The organism is Rhodococcus sp. BE178 (genome assembly GCF_050433545.1).
Lineage (GTDB): Bacteria > Actinomycetota > Actinomycetes > Mycobacteriales > Mycobacteriaceae > Prescottella.
In genome coordinates this window covers 137,932-154,662 of the sequence record NZ_JBNPXA010000011.1, presented here as the reverse complement: position 1 = coordinate 154,662, position 16,731 = coordinate 137,932, and the positions used below count along the sequence as shown (strand labels likewise).

General features: G+C 68.8%; 15 protein-coding genes. 9 read left to right on the top strand and 6 right to left on the bottom strand.

Annotated elements, in window-relative coordinates; genetic code table 11:
• Positions 1-46: 46 nt before the first annotated feature.
• Positions 47-730 carry a phosphonatase-like hydrolase gene (locus J2X34_RS19365; protein WP_429519207.1) on the bottom strand — a complete coding sequence of 228 codons (684 nt, stop codon included), beginning with the start codon at positions 728-730 and terminating at the stop codon, positions 47-49.
• A gap of 24 nt (positions 731-754) precedes the next feature.
• The gene (locus J2X34_RS19360; protein WP_429519205.1) at positions 755-1,882 is read right to left on the bottom strand and encodes a TIGR03364 family FAD-dependent oxidoreductase; all 1,128 of its coding nucleotides are present in this window, start codon (positions 1,880-1,882) and stop codon (positions 755-757) included.
• A gap of 97 nt (positions 1,883-1,979) precedes the next feature.
• Here J2X34_RS19360 and J2X34_RS19355 point away from each other — a divergent pair, with 97 nt between their 5' ends.
• Positions 1,980-2,522: an HD family phosphohydrolase gene (locus tag J2X34_RS19355; protein WP_429519204.1), complete on the top strand. Its 543-nt coding sequence runs from the start codon at positions 1,980-1,982 to the stop codon at positions 2,520-2,522.
• The gene (locus J2X34_RS19350; RefSeq protein ID WP_114719603.1) at positions 2,519-3,220 is read left to right on the top strand and encodes a GntR family transcriptional regulator; all 702 of its coding nucleotides are present in this window, start codon (positions 2,519-2,521) and stop codon (positions 3,218-3,220) included. Before J2X34_RS19355 ends, J2X34_RS19350 begins: the two co-directional genes overlap by 4 nt.
• On the opposite strand, the gene J2X34_RS19345 is transcribed toward J2X34_RS19350, so the two are convergent.
• Complete coding sequence (locus J2X34_RS19345) at positions 3,221-3,508, bottom strand: SHOCT domain-containing protein (protein ID WP_429519202.1); 288 nt, start codon at positions 3,506-3,508, stop codon at positions 3,221-3,223.
• A 17-nt stretch (positions 3,509-3,525) separates the two neighbouring features.
• Positions 3,526-3,975 (bottom strand): DUF6325 family protein, encoded by a 450-nt coding sequence (locus J2X34_RS19340; RefSeq protein WP_429519200.1) that lies wholly within the window; start codon positions 3,973-3,975, stop codon positions 3,526-3,528.
• Positions 3,976-4,384: 409 nt separating this feature from the next.
• Between J2X34_RS19340 and ppk2 the strand changes: the two genes are divergently transcribed.
• The 5 genes from ppk2 to J2X34_RS19315 all read left to right on the top strand — a co-directional run bounded on the left by ppk2 (position 4,385) and on the right by J2X34_RS19315 (position 12,714).
• On the top strand, positions 4,385-5,188 hold the full coding sequence (gene ppk2 / locus J2X34_RS19335; protein ID WP_258557742.1) for a polyphosphate kinase 2: 804 nt from the start codon (positions 4,385-4,387) through the stop codon (positions 5,186-5,188).
• Positions 5,189-5,221: 33 nt separating this feature from the next.
• Positions 5,222-8,017 (top strand): cation-translocating P-type ATPase, encoded by a 2,796-nt coding sequence (locus J2X34_RS19330; RefSeq protein WP_429519198.1) that lies wholly within the window; start codon positions 5,222-5,224, stop codon positions 8,015-8,017.
• Positions 8,018-8,092: 75 nt separating this feature from the next.
• On the top strand, positions 8,093-9,796 hold the full coding sequence (locus tag J2X34_RS19325) for a SulP family inorganic anion transporter (RefSeq protein WP_429519196.1): 1,704 nt from the start codon (positions 8,093-8,095) through the stop codon (positions 9,794-9,796).
• Positions 9,797-9,906: 110 nt separating this feature from the next.
• A complete protein-coding gene (locus tag J2X34_RS19320) occupies positions 9,907-11,322 on the top strand; it encodes a DUF2252 domain-containing protein (RefSeq protein WP_114719613.1) in 1,416 nt (471 codons plus the stop codon).
• Between the two features lie 42 nt (positions 11,323-11,364).
• Entirely contained in the window at positions 11,365-12,714 is a 1,350-nt protein-coding gene (locus tag J2X34_RS19315; RefSeq protein WP_429519194.1) for a diacylglycerol/lipid kinase family protein, read from the top strand.
• A 32-nt stretch (positions 12,715-12,746) separates the two neighbouring features.
• On the opposite strand, the gene J2X34_RS19310 is transcribed toward J2X34_RS19315, so the two are convergent.
• Positions 12,747-13,064, bottom strand: coding sequence for a hypothetical protein (locus J2X34_RS19310; protein WP_114719617.1), 318 nt, complete (start codon positions 13,062-13,064; stop codon positions 12,747-12,749).
• 143 nt (positions 13,065-13,207) lie between these two features.
• Between J2X34_RS19310 and J2X34_RS19305 the strand changes: the two genes are divergently transcribed.
• Complete coding sequence (locus J2X34_RS19305; protein WP_429519265.1) at positions 13,208-14,065, top strand: alpha/beta fold hydrolase; 858 nt, start codon at positions 13,208-13,210, stop codon at positions 14,063-14,065.
• A 33-nt stretch (positions 14,066-14,098) separates the two neighbouring features.
• Here J2X34_RS19305 and murJ read toward each other — a convergent pair whose 3' ends face one another.
• Complete coding sequence (murJ, locus tag J2X34_RS19300) at positions 14,099-15,706, bottom strand: murein biosynthesis integral membrane protein MurJ (protein WP_429519192.1); 1,608 nt, start codon at positions 15,704-15,706, stop codon at positions 14,099-14,101.
• Between the two features lie 166 nt (positions 15,707-15,872).
• On the opposite strand from murJ, the gene map reads away from it, so the two are divergent.
• Entirely contained in the window at positions 15,873-16,730 is an 858-nt protein-coding gene (gene map / locus J2X34_RS19295; protein ID WP_114719621.1) for a type I methionyl aminopeptidase, read from the top strand.
• The last annotated feature ends 1 nt before the right edge of the window (position 16,731 follow it).

The window sequence follows — 16,731 nt, the reverse complement described above, 5'->3', positions numbered from 1 at the left end:
CGGATGTCCTTGTCTGGGTGAGGGATTCGAACGGTGACGGGAGGGATCAGTTGGTACGGGAGAGAACGAGATCGGTGAACTCGCGGACCGACGGCACCACGTGGGTGGGATTCGCGGTGCGCAGTTGCTGCTCGTCGTGCGCGCCGGTGAGGGTGCCCGCCACGATGGCGGCGCCGGCACGCAGGCCGCTGGTGACGTCGTTGGCGGTGTCGCCCAGCACCGCAACCTCTTTCACGTCGTCGATGCCGAGACGCATGAGGGCGGTGAGGATCAGGTCCGGGTAGGGGCGCCCGCGTCCCGCCTCGGCGGGGGAGAGGGTGAGGTCCGCCAGCGTCTGCCAGCCCAGCGCGGCGAGGAGCTTGTCCTGCGTGGTGCGACTGAATCCGGTGGTCAGTGCCACCTTGACACCAGCATCACGCAGCGCCGTGATCGACTCGGCGGCATCGGGAATCGCGGTGGCGCCGCCCTCGTCGACGAGGCGGTCGTACTCGGCCTCGAACGCGCGGTTCGCGGCCTGGGCCCGGTCCTCGTCGCCGAACAGCGCGCGGAACACGACGATCTTGGACTGACCCATCGTGTCGAGCACGTACTGCCGGGCGGCGCCGGCCTCGGGGCCGGTCGCGGGCAGCCCGGCCGCGGCGCCGGCCGCGTCGAACGCGTGCAGGACGAGGCCGTCGTCGGCGACGGTGGTGCCGGCCATGTCGAGGACGGCGAGCTTGATGGTGGTCACGGTGGCTCCTGTGGGGTTCGGGGCTCAGAGGCCCAGCTGGTCGGCGGTCTGTTCGGCGAGGGCGGGGCCCAGGGTCATGCCGCGTCCGCCCGGCCCGGCGACCACCCACACGCCGTCGGCCGGCTCTGCGCGGTGCACCAGTTGCTGCGGGTCCAGGCACTGGCTGTACACCCCGGCCCAGCGCTTGACGATCGGCGGCAGGTCCCGGCCGAGCAGTTCCTCGACCACGCTGGTCAGGTGCCGGTACGGGGCCTCGTCGACGTCGAAGTCGAACGGCTCGTCGTACTCGTGGGTGTCGCCGATGGTCAGGCCGCCGTGCAGGCGCTGCACGCACAGCAACTGCATCCGGTGCTCGGCGGCGGTGGGCTCCTGCGGCTGGGCGTCGCGCAGGGCGTCGAGGGCCGACCCTGCGAAGGCAGGGTAGTAGCGCATGCTGTCGCCGTCGGCGATCGCGGTGGTGAGCGCCTCGCCGAGCGGTGCGGTCTGCATCATCTGCAGGCGCACCCGGCGCAGCGGCAGGTCGCCGGCGAGATCGCGGGCCAGGCCGCCGAGCGTCGCGCCAGGGCACACGATGACCAGGTCGGCGTCGAACGTGCGCTCGTGGTCGTCGCGGATGCGGACGCCGGTCGCAGTGGAGGTGATCTCGCGGGCCTCGGTGCCGGCGCGGAAGGCGTAGCGGCCCGACGCCTCCAGATGACGGCGGACGGCGGGCAGTGCGACGCGGGACTCCACTGCACCGTCCCGGGTGCAGTGCAGGCCGGCGAGGAACTTGCCCCGCAACGCGGGATTGACGGCGCGGACCGCGTCGGGCTCGAGCAGTGTGAAGCCGCGGACGTCGGCGTCGTCGCGGGCCGCCATGTCCTCGGCGACCGCGACTTCCTCGGGGGTGCGCAGCAGTGTCATCGAGCCCGCGGCGCGGAAGCCGATCCCGGGGACGCGGCGGGCCAGGTCGGCCCACAGTTCACGGGAGCGCAGCGACGCGTCCAGTTCGTGTTCGGCCCGACCGGACACCCACACCAATCCGAAGTTGCGCACGGTGGCACCGCGCGCCTCGAGTTCGCGTTCGAGATGGATGACGTCGTGTCCTCGACGGATCGCCTCGTCGGCGTGTGCCGTTCCGAGGATTCCTCCGCCCACAATTGCAATTCGCATGGGACACAGCATGCGCATTGGTCTAGACCATCTGGGGGATGTTCGGGAAACGTCGGATGAACAATTGGTATAGACCGTATTTGTGTAGTCTGCAGGCATGAACGACAACACGATCGTGCTCGAAGAGGCTGCCGCGCTGCTGGATTCGTTGCGCGGGATCTTCGACGGGGAAGCGGTCGACGAACTCGCCCACGCGCTGCAGGCGGCGGGCCACGCCATCGCCGACGGGGCCGACGACGAACTGGTACTGGCCTGCGCGCTGCACGATCTGGCGCGCAGCCCGCTCGTCGGCGTCGAGGCCGCGACCGCGCACGACCGGTTCGCCCGGGAGTGGCTCACCCCGCGCTTCGGTGAGCGGGTGGGCTGGCTGGCCGGCGCACACGTCGCGGCCAAGCGGTTCCTGGTGGCCACCGAGCCGGGCTACGCGGACGGGCTGTCCGCGGAATCCGTCGCGACCCTGGGGCTGCAGGGGGGTCCGGCGGTGGAGGAGGCATGGACCTCGCACCCGTGGTGGCCGGATGCGGTGCGGTTGCGCCGGTACGACGATCGCGCGAAAGTGCCGGGCGCGCAATCTCCGTCGATCGACGACGTCGTCGTGGTGGCACGACGCGTGCGCGACGGGCTGGGGGTGTCCCGATGACCGCCGAGAGCCTGCCCAAGCACTACCTGGTTCGGACGCATGTCGAGGATCTGCTCGCCGACCTGTCCGAGGGCGATTCCGTCCCCGCCGAGCGGGAACTCGCCGCGCGGTGCGCCGTCTCGCGCGAGACGGTGCGGCAGGCGCTGCACGAGTTGCTCGTGGCGGGCCGCATCGAACGCCGCGGTCGGGGGACCGTCGTCGCGCGACCCAAGCTCGTCCAACCGCTCTCGCTCGGTTCGTACACCGAGGGTGCGCTCAGTCAGGGCCGGGAGCCGGGGCGTTTCCTGGTGCGGTGGGAGGAGATCGACGCTCACGCGAAGCTCGCTGACATCCTGGAGATCGCAGTCGGTGAACCGGTGATCCACCTCGAACGTGTGCTCCTCGCGGACGGTGAGCGCATCGGTCTCGAGAGCACGTACCTGCCGCAGCGGCGGTTTCCGGATCTGCACGACACGTTCGATCCCGAGACCTCGCTGTATGCCGCGATCCGGGCGCGGGACATCGTGTTCACCACGGCGACCGAACGCATCGAGACCGCGCTGCCGACGCCGCGGGAGGCGGCGCTGGTGGAATCGAGCACCGCGATGCCGATGCTGAAACTGCACCGCGTCTCCCGCGACGCCGACGGTGTGCCGATCGAGCGCGTCCGGTCCCTCTACCGCGGGGACCGGATGGCGTTCGTCACCGAACTGCGCTGATCACGAAGCCAGGATCCGGGCCTTCTCGGCGGCGAACTCGGCGTCCGTGAGCACGCCCTGGTCCCGGAGTTCACCGAGTTGTTTCAGGGCGGCGATCCGGTCGGGGCCTCCGGCGGGCGGTGGGGCAGGCGGCGGGGGAGGTGGTGACGCCTGGGGTGCCGCATATTGCGGGGCCGGCTGTTCGGCCGCCCACCGCTGGCCCTGGCGTCGGGACACTCGATTCGAGACCGCCGTCGCGGTTCCGGCCACTGCGGCGGTACGTGCGATTCCGCGGAGAAGTCCGGGCATGGTGTGCTCCTTGATCGTCAGCTGGCGGTGTCGAGCGACTCGAGGTTCTCCAGAATCGTCTGGAGGGGGATGCGCCCCGTGGCCACGAGCTGCGCGCCGCTGTGGCGCAGTGCTGCCGCGAAGGGGGCGGCCCAGCGGTTCTCGTACACGAGAACCGCTGCGGAACAGCCTGGTTCGAGGATGGCGGCGGCTTCCTCGAGGTCGCTCTCCTTCAGCAGATCCGACGACGCCTCCGCGAACAGCGTCACGTCGATCTCACCTTCGAAGCCGACGTCGTCGATCTCGATGCCCGACAGCGATCCGTCGGCCTCCTTGCGGACGAACGCGAGGTCGAGCACGCGGATGATGCCGCGTTCGACGAGCCCGCGGAGGATTGGTAGTGCGGAGCCGTCGGGTTGCCGATCGGCCGGAAACTCCACGACGAGATAGTCGATGGGCCCGAGATCGTCGAGTTCGGTGTCGTTCACTGCGGAGCCTCTCTTTCCGGAAAACAGGTGGACCGCTCGGTCGACGTGAAGTACCTCCCCGTCCCCGTTCGCCCAACAATCGTCTGGGTCTGCCGACGCGTGGTCAAGCTCGAAACGGCATCGAAGTCAGTGCAATTCGAGGCGAACGGCGCGAGTGTCTCGAACACCCCCGACCGGACACGAACCTCTCGGTGATCGTGTCGAATTCCGCGACGAGCGACCCCTGCGGAGAGAGAGAATGGGATGCGCGGCCCGGTCGGGCCGGCACCGAAGGGGTGGCCATGTCCCGAGGACGTGTCCGTCGCGCGACGTACTGAGGGCCGTGGATGACGTGAGCAAGAAGGCTGGGGGCGGGAAGCCCGGCAAGCGCGCGGGGCCGCCCGGTGGGCGCACCCCCGACGCCGGTGAGCTGACGGAGACAGGCACCGTCGAATCTGCGGCGCCGATGAAGAACAAGGACTACCGGCGGGAGCTCAAACCGCTCCACGCCGAGCTGGTGGCGATGCAGGAATGGGTCAAGGCGTCCGGCGCGAAGGTGTGCATCGTGTTCGAGGGCCGCGACACGGCCGGCAAGGGCGGCGTCATCAAGGCGATCACCGAGCGGGTCTCACCCCGGGTGTTCCGGGTGGTGGCCCTACCCGCGCCGACCGATCGTGAGAAGTCGCAGATGTACGTGCAGCGATACATGCCGCACCTACCCGCGGCCGGCGAGGTCGTCATCTTCGATCGCAGTTGGTACAACCGTGCGGGCATCGAGCGCGTCCTCGGCCTGTGCACCGAGGACCAGGCGCGGCAGTTCCTCCAGATCATTCCGACCGTGGAACGCGCGATCGTCGAATCCGGCGTCATCCTGCTGAAGTACTGGCTCGAGGTCGGTCAGGACCAACAGACGCTCCGTCTGCAGAGTCGCATCGACGACCCGCGAAAGATCTGGAAGCTTTCCCGGATGGACCTGGAGTCGTACAGCCACTGGTTCGATTACTCGCGGGCCAGGGATGAGATGTTCCGGTTCACCGACACCGGCTGGGCGCCGTGGTACGTCGCGCTCAACGACGACAAGAGACGCGGACGCCTCAACGTCATCAGTCACCTGCTGAGTCAGGTTCCCTACGAGCCGCTGGAGCATCACGACGTCTCCTTGCCCGAGCAGCAGAGCGCCGAGGGCTACCGACCGCCCACTCAGCCGCTGCACTGGATTCCGACGCCGTTCTGACATCCCCGAGTCACCGGGCAAGGAGGAGGCGCGATGGCCACCGAACACCCCGTGCCCGATCGGGCGCAGTCCCCCAGTGACGGGGAGCCCCGGTCGGAATGGCACATCCGTGACGCCGACGCCGTCGTGTCGGCCCTGGACTCCGACCGCCGTACCGGACTGACGACCGACGAGGCCGACGCGCGGCGCGGGCGGTACGGCGTCAACGAGATCGCCTCAGAGCCCGCCCCGTCGATCTGGGCGGTGGCTCTGCTGCAGCTGAAGGATCCGATGAACCTGATGCTGGTGGCGGTGGTGATCGTCAGTCTGATCATCGGGGAGATCCCGACCGCGCTCGTGGTGGTGGCGCTGGTCGTCCTCAACATCGTGCTGGGCACGCAGCAGGAACTGAAAGCGCGAGCCAGCGTCGACGCCCTGGCCCGGATGCAGATTCCGCAGGCACGGGTCATCCGTGACGGCACACTGATCCAGCTGCCCGCACCGGATCTCGTCCCCGGCGACATCGTCGAACTCGAGGCCGGGGACCTCGTCCCCGCGGACGGCCGACTGCTGCGCTCGGCCACCCTGGAAACCCAGGAGGCGGCGCTGACGGGGGAGAGCGCGCCCGTCGCCAAGGATCCGCAGACACTCGATGCCGTGGATGTCCCACTCGGCGATCGCAGCAACATCCTGTTCCAGAACACCTCCGTCACCCGTGGCACCGCGACGATGGTCGTGACGGAGACCGGCATGCGGACCGAGATGGGGCGGATCGCGTCGATGCTGTCGGCGATCGCTCCCGTCAAGTCTCCGCTGCAACGAGAACTCGATTCGCTGACCAAGGTGCTCGGCGTCATCGCGTGGGTCGCGGTGGCGATCATCGTCGTCATCGGACTGCTGCGTGGGCAGGATCTCACCACCGTCATGCTGCTCGGCATCTCGATGGGGGTGTCCGCGATCCCGACCGGTCTGCCGACGTTCGTGCAGGCCATGCTGGCGTACGGCGCTCGCAGGCTGGCCGATGCGAAGGCGGTCGTCAAGAACCTCAGCGATGTCGAAACCCTCGGCGCGACAAGCGCGATCAACTCCGACAAGACCGGCACCCTGACGATGAACCAGATGACGGTCCGGTCGCTGTACTTCCACTGCCGGTGGTTCACGGTGGACGGCGAGGGCTACAGCAAGATCGGGACCGTCGCGCACGTCGCGGGGGAGCCGGTTCCGGACTTCACGCTGTTGGCGTACGGGCTGTGCCTCGACAGCGATGCCACCGTCACCGACAGCGGGGAGGTGGTCGGCGATCCCACCGAGGCCGCGCTGGTCGTCCTCGCGGCCAAGCTCGGGGTCGACGCCCCGAGCACCCGGCGCACGTATCCGCGGGTGGCGGAGGTTCCGTTCGACTCCGCATACAAGTTCATGTCGACGTTCCACCAGCTACCGGTCGACGGCGACACCCGGTTCGTCGAGCTCGTCAAGGGCGGACCGGACGTGGTTCTCGCGCGGTGCGGGTCCGCCTTCCGGCCGGGTCGGGAACTGGTTCCCCTCGACGACGTCCGCGACGAGATCACGGCTGCCAATCGCGTGATGTCCGAAAAGGGCCTTCGTGTCCTGGCTTTCGCCGCCCGCATCCTCGACGGCCAGGAACGAGCGGTGACCGACGATCCGATGGCGTTCGTCGAGGACCTCGTCTTCGTCGGCATGGTGGGCATCATCGACCCGCTGCGGCCGGAGGCGATCGATGCCGTGCGCACCGCGCACACCGCGGGCATCGACGTCCGCATGATCACCGGCGACCACGCGGTGACCGCGTCCGCGATCGGCGCCGAACTCGGACTCGGGCCGGGGGCGATCGGCGGCGCCGAACTCCAGGCCATGACCGATGAGGAACTTGCGGCCGCGCTGCCGGAACTCCACGTCTTCGGCCGCGTCACACCGCAGGACAAGCTCCGTCTCGCGGGCGTCATGCAGCAGGGTGGCGCGATCGTGGCGATGACCGGTGATGCGGTCAACGACGCCGCCGCACTGAAGAAGGCCGACATCGGTGTCGCGATGGGGTCGGGCAGCGAGGTGACCAAACAGGCCGGCAAGCTCATCCTCACCGACGACAACTTCGGGACCCTGGTCACCGCGATCCGTCTGGGTCGCAGCATCTACGACAAGATCGTGTCGTACATCCGCTACCAGATGTCCAAGCTGTTCTCCCTGGTGCTGCTGTTCCTGGTGGCCAGCGTGTTCGGGATCAACGACGGCGTCGCACTCACACCGCTGATGGTGCTGTTCCAGCACTTCTTCATCACGCTGTTCCCGGTGATCGTCATCATGCAGGACCCGCCACCACCCAATCTGATGGACAAGCCGCCCCGGGACCCGGGCCGGCCGATCGCCAACAAGCGGTCGTTCGTGCAGTGGTTCGCGTACGGGGCCCTCCAGTTCGCGGTCACCCTGGCGGCGATGCTCCTGGCCCCCGGACCGATGAGCCCGACCGAACCGAACGTCCCGATGACGATGGCGTTCGTCGTGCTGTCCTTCGGTTCCATCCTCGCCGGGCTGGTTCTGCGGCGTGATCCCGACTCCGGCCTCACCGCACCGATTCTCGGCGCGATCAAGATCCTGTCGATTCCGACCGTCGTGACGGTGCTCGCGGTCGAACTCGGCTTCCTCCAGGACCTTCTCACCACCACGACGCTGACCGGCGGCCAGTGGCTCGCGTGTCTCGGGTGGTCGCTGATCGTCCCGGTCGTGATCGAGGCGGAGAAGGCGCTGCGACGCCGACGCCGACGGAGGTCGGCGCCGCCCGCACCGATTCCCGCGGCGGAGGTGGTCGCGCCGCAGCGCGCACATCTGCGTTGATCCGCTTCCCGCGACCGCGGACCGATAGCCCCGAATCCCCGTGCCGGCAGCGGGTGTGGGGGCGATAATTCGAGGATGCCCTGGAGGGAGAGCCTCGGACGGCTACCCGGGGTGGCGACGGCCCGGGAGTACCAGCGCGGATGGTTGCGCACCGACGTCACGGCCGGCCTCGTCCTCACCGCGTTGCTGATCCCGGCCGGCATGGGCTATGCGGAGGCCGCCGGACTCCCCGCGTACGCCGGGCTGTACGCAACGATCGTGCCGCTGCTCGCCTACGCCGTGGTGGGCCCGTCGAAAATCCTTGTGCTCGGTCCCGATTCGTCGCTGGCGCCGTTGATCGCCGCGGCGGTGCTGCCGCTGGCGGCCGTCGGTGACCCGGAGAGCGCACTCGCCCTCGCCGGGGTACTCGCCATCCTGGTCGGGGCGATCCTCATCATCGCTGGGTTCCTGCGTCTGGGCTTCGTGACCGAGTTGCTCTCGAAGCCCATCCGGCTCGGCTATCTGAACGCGATTGCGCTCATCGTCGTGGTCGGACAGCTGCCGAAACTGCTCGGCTTCTCCGTCGACGCGTCCGGCCTGCTGGGCGAGATCGCCGCCATCGGCACGTCGATTCTCGCGGGCGACAGCACCCCGGTCGCCGCCGCGGTGGGCATCGGTTCGTTCGCCGTCATCATGGCCTTCCGGGTGTGGCTGCCCCGCGTTCCCGGTGTCCTCGTCGCCGTCGTGGGATCGATCGCGCTCTCCGCGGCGATCGGACTCGACGAGGAGATCGGGATGGTCGGTGCGCTGCCCAAGGGGCTGCCGCTGCCGCAGTTCGGCGGCGTCGACTGGCAGGACACACTCGCGCTGATCGGTCCGGCCGCCGGCATCGCGCTCATCGCCTTCGCCGACACCGGCGTGCTGTCGCGGACCTTCGCGGCCCGCCGTGGTGAGGAAGTCAACGGCAGCACGGAGATGAAGGCGATCGGGGCGGCCAACGTGGCGAGCGGCCTGTTCGGCGGATTCCCGATCTCGGCCAGCGGTTCCCGGACCCCGGTGGCCGAGCAGAGCGGTGCGCACACGCAATTGGCGGGCGCGGTCGGAGCGGTGGCGGTGTTGGTGTTCGTGCTCGTGGCCCCCGGGATCACCGCCTACCTGCCCGACGCCACCCTGGCAGCGGTGGTGATCGTCGCGGCGTCGGCGTTGATCGATGTGCGCGGAATGGTCTCGATGTGGCACATGAGTCGGGTGGAGACCGGTCTCGCCATCGCCGCGTTCCTCGGTGTCGCACTGGCGGGAGTCCTCCAGGGCATCCTGGTCGCGATCGGGCTGTCGTTCGTCGCGGTCGTCGCGCGGGCGTGGCAGCCGTACCGCACGGAATTGGTCGAGACATCCGGGACCGGATTCCACGATGTCGCCCGGCACCCGGAAGGGCACCGCATCCCCGGTCTGGTGCTGGTCCGGTTCGATGCGCCACTGTTCTTCGCGAACGGCGGGATCTTCGACGACTACGTGCGGTCGGTCGTGGCGCGGGCGCAGACCCCGGTCGCATGGGTGGTGATCGCCGCCGAACCGATCACCGGTCTGGACACCACGGCCGTCGACGAACTCGTCGATCTCGACCGCTATCTCGAAGGTCGAGGTATTCGGTTGGCCTTCGCCGAGATGAAGGGGCCCATCAAGGACCGCCTCGTCCAGTTCGGTGTCGGCGATCGGTTCGATGCCACCCACTTCTACCCCACACTCGACGCCGCGGTCGACGACTTTCACCGGCGTGCACATCCGCGCGAAGGCGCCTGACGCGATGGACCCGGAATCGGGAAACCGCCGCGGGCGCACCGAGGATCGGCGGACAATATCTTCATCGCACCCGATGGTCGGGCCTCGGCCGCGCGGCAGGACGGTTCACCATGCCGGACATCGACAGACAGCAACCTGGAGTGGCGACGCTCAGCCGGGCCGAGCGCGCCGAACGTGGTCTGGCCGCCAGGCGCGCGACTCCGTTCTCGGCCCTCGCCGAATGCACGACCGGTGCCCGGCGCGATCCGATCGGCCTGCTCGAGCAGCAGTCCGCGGCCCGCATCCCGGACCTCGTCCGGGTGCGGTACGGGCGCATGGCGAGCAGTCCGTTCGCCTTCTACCGCGGCTCCGCGCTGATCATGGCCGACGACCTGTCCAGCGCGCCCCGGACGGGACTGACCGTGCAGTTGTGCGGGGACGCGCACCTGAGCAACTTCGGGATCTTCGCCACCCCCGAACGGATGCAGGCGTTCGATATCAACGACTTCGACGAGACGTACCCGGGGCCGTTCGAGTGGGACGTCAAGCGTCTTCTTGCGAGCCTCGCGGTGGCGGGCCGCGAGCGGGGGCTCGGCGGCAAACAACGGACGAAGGTCGTCCGCGCGTGCGCCGCGGAGTACCGCGAAACCATGCTGCAGCAGGCGGAACGGGGGAACCTCGCGGTCTGGTACTCACACATCGAGCCCTCCGCCGAATTGGTCGCGCTCCGCGACGAACTCGACACGTCCTCGAAGAAGAGCATGCGCAGAACCCTCGAGAAGTCGTGGCACCGGGACAGTGTCCATGCCCTGGCCAAACTGACCACGGAGGTGGACGGCCGCCGGAGGGTCGTCAGTATGCCACCGCTGATCGTGCCGATCGAGGAGGTCTTCGCCGAGGCGGACGCCGAGTCGCTGTTCGAGGAGCTGCGTGGACGGCTGGACGACTATCGGGAGACGTTGCAGGACAACCGCCGGGTGCTGCTGCGACAGTTCGAGTTCGTCCAGGCAGCACGCAAGGTGGTCGGAGTGGGCAGCGTGGGAACCCAGGCGTGGATTCTGCTGTTGCAGGGCGTCGACGGTGACCCGCTGTTCCTGCAGGCGAAGGAGGCGCGGCCGTCGGTGCTCGCGAACTACGTGGACGGCCCGTCGTTCACGAACCAGGGGGAGCGCGTCGTGGCGGGACAGCGGTTGATGCAGGCCGCGAGCGACATCTTCCTCGGATGGCAGCAGGGGGCGGACCCGGACGGGGTGGTCCGGGACTTCTACGTGCGTCAACTGCGCGACGGCAAGGGCTCGGCGGTGATCGAAGCGATGACGCCGTCGGGCATGGAACTGTACGGGCGGCTGTGCGGACGGGTACTGGCCTACGGCCACGCCCGCTCCGGGGACCGGATCGCGATCGCCGCCTACCTCGACTCCGGAAGCGAATTCGACAAGGCCGTCACCGAGTTCGCCGAGTCGTACGCCGACCAGAATGCCCGCGACCACGCGGTCCTGCTCGAGGCCATCGACGAACGCCGTATCGCCGCACAGTTCGGGGTATGACCAAAGTGCGCGGCGCAGTGTCCGATACCGATGAGGACTGAGATGGGCAACGAGAACACGGACACCCGGCCGCGGGTTCGCCGATGGTGGGCCCGAGCCGCATTCGTGGCGGCATTCGGTGCGGCCGCAGCGCCGATCGCGTTCGCCGGGTTGTTCGGCACCGCCGCCGTGCTGGCGGTGGGCATCGGCGGCGTCGCGGCGACAGTGGCGGCGTCGTACTGGTTTCTCACCAGTCACGGCGTGCTACGCGCGATCTCGTCGGTCCTGGTGGTGCTCGCGCCGATCGTCGTACTCGTCCTATTGCTCCGCGCCGATCTGCTGTGGGCGGTGGTGCTCTCGTGCGTGCTGCTGCTCGCGGCCGTCCTGTGCGCCCGCGCCGCGCTGGGGGAGCCCGAGAAGAACGCGATGCCCGAGTACACCGCCCCCGCCCCACGTCGGCCGTTCCTCCTGATGAATCCGCGCTCGGGCGGCGGCAAGGTGGCGAAGTTCGGTCTGCAGCGCAAGGCCGAAGACCTCGGGGCCGAGGTGATTCTGCTCGACGGACCGGAGAACGCCGACGTCGCCGCACTGGCGCGGCGGGCCGTCGAACGCGGCGCGGATCTGCTCGGTGTCGCCGGCGGCGACGGCACACAGGCCCTGGTGGCCGCCGTCGCGGCCGAGCACGACCTGCCGTTCCTGGTGATCAGTGCCGGAACCCGCAACCACTTCGCGCTGGATCTCGGGCTGGACCGAGACGACCCTGCCACGTGCCTCGATGCGCTGGCCGACGGCGTCGAGGTGCGTGTCGATCTCGGATGGATGAACGGGCACCCGTTCGTCAACAACGCCTCGTTCGGGGTGTACGCGGAATTGGTGCAGAGCCCGGCCTACCGCGACGACAAGACGGGAACCGTGCTGGAGATGCTGCCCGAGCTGCTCGACAGCCATCGGGGCTATCTGCTGACGGTGGAGATCGGCGACGTCACGGTCGGCGGTCCACAGGCGGTCCTGGTGAGCAACGGCCCGTACCGCACCGGTGATCTCGTGGGTATGGGACGGCGAGAACGCCTGGACGACGGTGTCCTGGGCGTGGTGACGATGTCGGTGAACAGTGCCCGGGAAGCCGTCGGTCTGCTGCAGGGCGCTCATGCGCGGGGGGTGAGCACGGCCCGCGCGGCCGAGGTCGTCGTCGACGCCGATCAGTCGGTGATACCGGTGGGCGTCGACGGAGAATCCCGGATGGTCCGCACCCCGGTTGTGTGCACCATCGCGCCCGCGGTGCTGCGGGTGCGTCTGCCGCGGCACCGGCCGGGTGCGCTTCCGAAGAAGCCGGGAATCGAACTGGCGCGCCTGTACCGACTGACGGGCTGGCCGACCGGGTTCTCCCAGCGGAATCGGGTCCCGCGAGGGTGACCCCTTCCGGCGGGCGCCGGTGGACCCCGGGGCTATCGACCGACGAGTTCGAGCGCCAGCCGTACGTAGAGGTTCACTTCCTCCACGGCGTACAGGATGACGATCTCGGGGCTGTCGCCGTGGTCGCTTCGCGCCATCAGGGTGATGCGGGGCGGCTCGGCGTCGGCGTGAAGCGTGAGATCGCTCTGCCGGCTTCGGCTCATGCGCTCGAACGCCTCGGCCCACTCGGGGCGGATGTCGCCGCCGAGTTCGGCGTCGACACGGACGATGTCGCCCGACACGGTCGAGACGACGTTACTGACCTTGACCGGAGCCCACCGACGTTCGGTGGCCCGCGACTGCTGGCCCATTGCCACCCTCACTTCTGATCAGGTTGACCCGCCACCATACCCAAACTGGGGACAAACGCATCTCCGTCGAAATCGACCCCCAAAACTGGAACGCGTTCTACTCTGGGCCTCTCGGTACACCATCGCGAGGGGGAGACATGACGATCGACGTCAGCTACGAGGGCACCAAACGGGAGTTGGTGACGGACGAGGGGGTTCTCCGCTACCACGTGGCCGGCGCCGAGGATGCGCCGCCGCTGCTCCTGCTGCACGGCTCCGGGCCGGGTGTGTCGGGCTGGCGCAACTACCGCGGCAACCTCGGGGTCTTCGCCGAGCACTACCGCTGCTACATCCTGGAGTTTCCGGGGTTCGGCGTGAGCGACCCCACCGAGGGGCACCCGGTTCTCGCGGCCGGGTCGGCGGTCACCGGCTTCATGGACGCCCTCGGGATCGCGTCCGCGGCGATGGTCGGCAACTCGATGGGTGGGATCGTCGCCGTCAATCTCGCGATCCACGCCCCCGCCCGGGTGAGCAGGCTGATCACGATCGGAGGGGTGGGCCCACACGTCCTCAGCCCCGATCCCAGCGAGGGCCGACGGTTGCTGCACGACTTCGTCGCCGACCCGTCGAAGGAGAATCTGGCCCGCTGGCTGCGGGCCATGGTCTACGACACCGACGTCGTCACCGAGCAGTTGATCGAGGAGCGATGGGAGGCGGCCCGAGATCCGGATTCGCTCGAAGCCGCGCGGGTCATGTACGGTGCGGAATCCTTTGCGCTGCAGCAGCAATCCCTGCTCCGGTCTGGACGGCCGCCATACTGGGCGATGATGCACAAGGTGTCGTGTCCCACGATGCTGACGTGGGGCCTCGACGACCGGATGAGTCCTCCCGACATGGGGATGGCGTCGATGCGCCTCATCCCGGACGCCGAGTTGCGGGTCTTTCCCAAGTGTGGGCACTGGGTGATGATCGAGGCGAAGACGGCGTTCGAGCGCTCCGTGCTCGAGTTCCTGCAGCGCTGATCCTGCGGCCGCCGGCTGCGACCGGGCACGCGGTCAGGACCGAAGGATCCTGCGAGCGTGACGGATCTCCGGAACCCCGATGAGCTTCGCCGCCAGCGCGAAGGCGGCGATTCCGGTGAGGGTTCCGGCGACCAGCGCCGCGGCCGCACCGGTCCGGGGATCGCCCAGATGGGACTTCGTCGCGTGCGTGACGACGAAACAGATGGCGCCGGAGATAGTCGCCGCGGCGACGACCCGGACCGCGGTGTCGCGCACGTGATGGAAGCCCAGCAGCCCGAACCGCCTTCGCAACAGGACATGTCCCAGCATCGCCCCGACGACGTAGGAGACGGAACCGGCGACGCACAGCATCAGCACCACGCCCTGATCAGGCAGTGTCGTCACCGCGACCGCGATGACCGCGATCTTCGTGGTCACCATCGCGATGTTGATCAGTGCCGGTGTGCGGGTGTCGTGGTCGGCGTAGAAGACCCGTAGTTGGAGCATCACGATTGCGAACGGCGCCAACCCGAACGCCGAAACGGCCAGCGCCGTGCCGATCAGGTGGGCGTCGGCCGGGTCCACACGACCGACGAAGATGACTGTCGCCAACGTCGGTCCCAGGACCATCAGGGCGGCCGTGACCGGGATGAGCGCGACCACCGAATACCGGGCGCCGCGCCCGAGGTCGGCCAGGACTGCGGCGTGATCGTTCTCGGCGACAGCGCGCGCGATGCGCGGCATCAGAACCGTCAGGAGCGAGACGCCCAGAATCCCGTACGGCACCTGGAAGAGCAGGTCCGCGTAGGTGTACGTGGAGACGCCGCCGTGGCTGAAGGCGACGCGCAGCACCACGACGACGCCGATCTGGCTGGTGACGACGTAGGCGAGGACCCATCCGATCAGCGGTAGCCCGGCGCGCACGGGACGCCACGTGTACGGCAGCAGACGAACCCTCCAGCGCCAGCGGAAACCGTTGCGCCGCAGAGCGAGGACGACGGTCGCCGCCTGTCCGACGATGCCCAGGGTGGTGCCGACGCCGATCACCGCCACCTGGGCCACGGTCATCGACTGCGGCGTGAGCGTGACCGGCCCCGGCAGCAGGACGAACACCGCCACCGTGGCCAGGACGATGCCGTTGTTGACCACGGGCGCCCAGGCCGCGGGGCCGTGGACGCCACGGACGTCGAGCACCGCCGTCGCCAGGGCCGCCAGTCCGTAGAAGAAGATCTCGGGCAGTAGGAGGTACGCGAACACGGTCGTCAGGTCCCGCTGCGCGGCGTCCTTGACGAACACCGACGAGACCAGCGGGGCGCACAGGACGGCGAGCACGGTGACCGCCGCCATCACGACCGTCGCGCCTGCCACCAGTCGCTGCGTGAACTCGACGTCCACCTGGCCGCCACGTAATCGTGAGCGCGTCAGGACGGGGATCAACACGCTCGTGAGCACACCACCGAGCAGCAGTGCGTACACCATGTTGGGAAAGCTGTTCGCGCCGTTGTAGGCATCGCCGACCAGCGCAGTCCCCAGCACCGCCGCCAGCGCCGCCGTGCGAACGAAACCCGTCACACGGCTGACCGTGCCGGCGACGGCGACTCGTCCCCCCGCCCGCGCGACCAGGCGTTCCGGCTCGTCATCCTGCCTGCGATGTCTCCCCATGATTTCAGGCTCTCACGGCGCACCCGACCGGCGCGTTGCCTCACCGTCGAGGGGACGGGCGGATCCGGGCTGGGGCAGGATGTCGACGGCGCGGCGGTGCTGTCGCCGTCGAGGCGTGTAGCGGGGAAGTCGGAAAGCTCCGGGACCACCGGTCTACCCTGAACCCATGTCTGTTCGCACTGCGCTCGTTCCCGGAACCGTCTCGCCCACCCTCGCTGTCCCGAAGGACATCGAGCGTCCCGAGTACGTGTGGAAGGCGACGGCCCGGGAGGGCAAGGAGCCGTGGGTGCAGACGCCCGAGACCATCGAGAAGATGCGGGTGGCGAGCAAGATCGCGGCGCAGGCGCTGCAGGAGGCCGGTAAGGCCGTCGCGCCGGGGGCTACTACCGACGAGTTGGACCGGATCGCGCACGAGTACATGTGCGACCACGGCGCCTACCCGTCGACGCTGGGCTACCGCGGCTTCCCGAAGTCGTGCTGCACGTCGCTCAACGAGGTCATCTGCCACGGCATCCCCGACTCGACGGTGATCCAGGACGGCGACATCGTCAACATCGACGTCACCGCCTACATCGACGGCGTGCACGGCGACACCAATGCGACGTTCCTCGCGGGCGACGTCTCGGAGGAGAACCGCCTGCTGGTCGAGCGCACCCACGAGGCGACGATGCGTGCCATCAAGGCCGTGAGGCCGGGCCGCGAGCTCAACGTCATCGGCCGCGTCATCGAGTCGTACGCCAACCGCTTCGGCTACGGCGTCGTCCGCGACTTCACCGGCCACGGCATCGGTGAGACCTTCCACAACGGCCTGGTGATCCTCCACTACGACCAGCCGAACGTCGACACCATCATCGAGCCCGGCATGGTGTTCACGATCGAGCCGATGATCAACCTCGGCACCGTCGACTACGACATCTGGGAGGACGGCTGGACAGTCGTCACCAAGGATCGCAAGTGGACCGCCCAGTTCGAGCACACCATCGTCGTCACCGACGAGGGCAACGAGATCCTCACGCTGCCGTGAC

Bases quoted from the DNA above. Each gene is read 5' to 3' on its own strand.
- J2X34_RS19325 (WP_429519196.1), top strand. From the start codon at position 8,093: ATGCCCTGGAGGGAGAGCCTCGGACGGCTACCCGGGGTGGCGACGGCC.
- map (WP_114719621.1), top strand. From the start codon at position 15,873: ATGTCTGTTCGCACTGCGCTCGTTCCCGGAACCGTCTCGCCCACCCTC.
- J2X34_RS19315 (WP_429519194.1), top strand. From the start codon at position 11,365: ATGGGCAACGAGAACACGGACACCCGGCCGCGGGTTCGCCGATGGTGG.
- J2X34_RS19310 (WP_114719617.1), bottom strand. From the start codon at position 13,064: ATGGGCCAGCAGTCGCGGGCCACCGAACGTCGGTGGGCTCCGGTCAAG.
- J2X34_RS19355 (WP_429519204.1), top strand. From the start codon at position 1,980: ATGAACGACAACACGATCGTGCTCGAAGAGGCTGCCGCGCTGCTGGAT.
- J2X34_RS19320 (WP_114719613.1), top strand. From the start codon at position 9,907: ATGCCGGACATCGACAGACAGCAACCTGGAGTGGCGACGCTCAGCCGG.
- murJ (WP_429519192.1), bottom strand. From the start codon at position 15,706: ATGGGGAGACATCGCAGGCAGGATGACGAGCCGGAACGCCTGGTCGCG.
- J2X34_RS19345 (WP_429519202.1), bottom strand. From the start codon at position 3,508: ATGCCCGGACTTCTCCGCGGAATCGCACGTACCGCCGCAGTGGCCGGA.
- J2X34_RS19330 (WP_429519198.1), top strand. From the start codon at position 5,222: ATGGCCACCGAACACCCCGTGCCCGATCGGGCGCAGTCCCCCAGTGAC.
- J2X34_RS19350 (WP_114719603.1), top strand. From the start codon at position 2,519: ATGACCGCCGAGAGCCTGCCCAAGCACTACCTGGTTCGGACGCATGTC.
- J2X34_RS19360 (WP_429519205.1), bottom strand. From the start codon at position 1,882: ATGCGAATTGCAATTGTGGGCGGAGGAATCCTCGGAACGGCACACGCC.